We start from the raw sequence: 1014 nt of genomic DNA on the forward strand, positions 1-1014 counted from the left end.
CCGAACGCCAACATCGAAGACGTCTACACCGACGCCAGCAAAGTCACCGCGACCGTCACTGAAGTGAATGGCGGCAACTTCGAAGGCACCGACCTCAAAGGCGCGAATGCAACTGCAACCGTTGAAGACACGGTGCAAAACACCAAGGTCGAAGTCACCGCAGACGCGGCGAAAGAAGGCGACGCTAACGTCACCTTCCACTTCCAGCTGAGCAATCCGCCACAGGCCGGTAGCACCGCCATCCTGACCGTCAACGTCGGCGGCAAGGACTACTTCGTCACCGTCGATGACAAGGGTTACGGCAAACTCGAAGTCCCGAACGCCAACATCGAAGACGTCTACACCGACGCCAGCAAGGTCACTGCCACCGTCACTGAAGTAAACGGCGGCAACTTCGAAGGCACCGACCTCAAAGGCGCGAATGCAACTGCAACCGTTGAAGACACGGTGCAAAACACCAAGGTCGAAGTCACCGCAGACGCGGCGAAAGAAGGCGACGCCAACGTCACCTTCCATTTCCAGCTGAGCAACCCGCCACAGGCCGGTTCCACCGCCGTGCTGACCGTCAATGTCGGCGGCAAGGATTACTTCGTCACCGTCGATGACAAGGGTTACGGCAAACTTGAGGTGCCGAACGCCAACATCGAAGACGTCTACACCGACGCCAGCAAAGTCACTGCGACTGTGACTGAAGTGAACGGCGGCAACTTCGAAGGCACTGACCTGAAAGATGCCTCGGTGACCGTTGATGTCAAAGACACCATCCAGGACACCACGGTCAAAGTGACTGCGGATGCCGCGAAAGAAGGCGACGCTAACGTCACCTTCCATTTCCAGCTGAGCAATCCACCGCAAGCCGGCAGCACCGCCGTGCTGACCGTCAACGTCGCGGGCAAAGACTACTTCGTCACCGTCGACGACAAGGGTTACGGCAAACTCGAAGTCCCGAACGCCAACATCGAAGACGTCTACACCGACGCCAGCAAGGTCACCGCGACTGTGACTGAGGTGAAC

Annotated in this window: 1 protein-coding gene; it reads left to right on the forward strand. The window is 58.2% G+C overall.

Features of this window, described 5'->3' with window-relative positions; genetic code table 11:
• On the forward strand, nt 1–1014 hold a 1014-nt coding region (locus E1573_RS26800), incomplete at both ends, for an immunoglobulin-like domain-containing protein (RefSeq protein ID WP_165957383.1).

The sequence above is a fragment of the Pseudomonas sp. H9 genome (genome assembly GCF_004353925.1).
In the GTDB taxonomy this organism is placed as follows: Bacteria; Pseudomonadota; Gammaproteobacteria; order Pseudomonadales; family Pseudomonadaceae; genus Aquipseudomonas.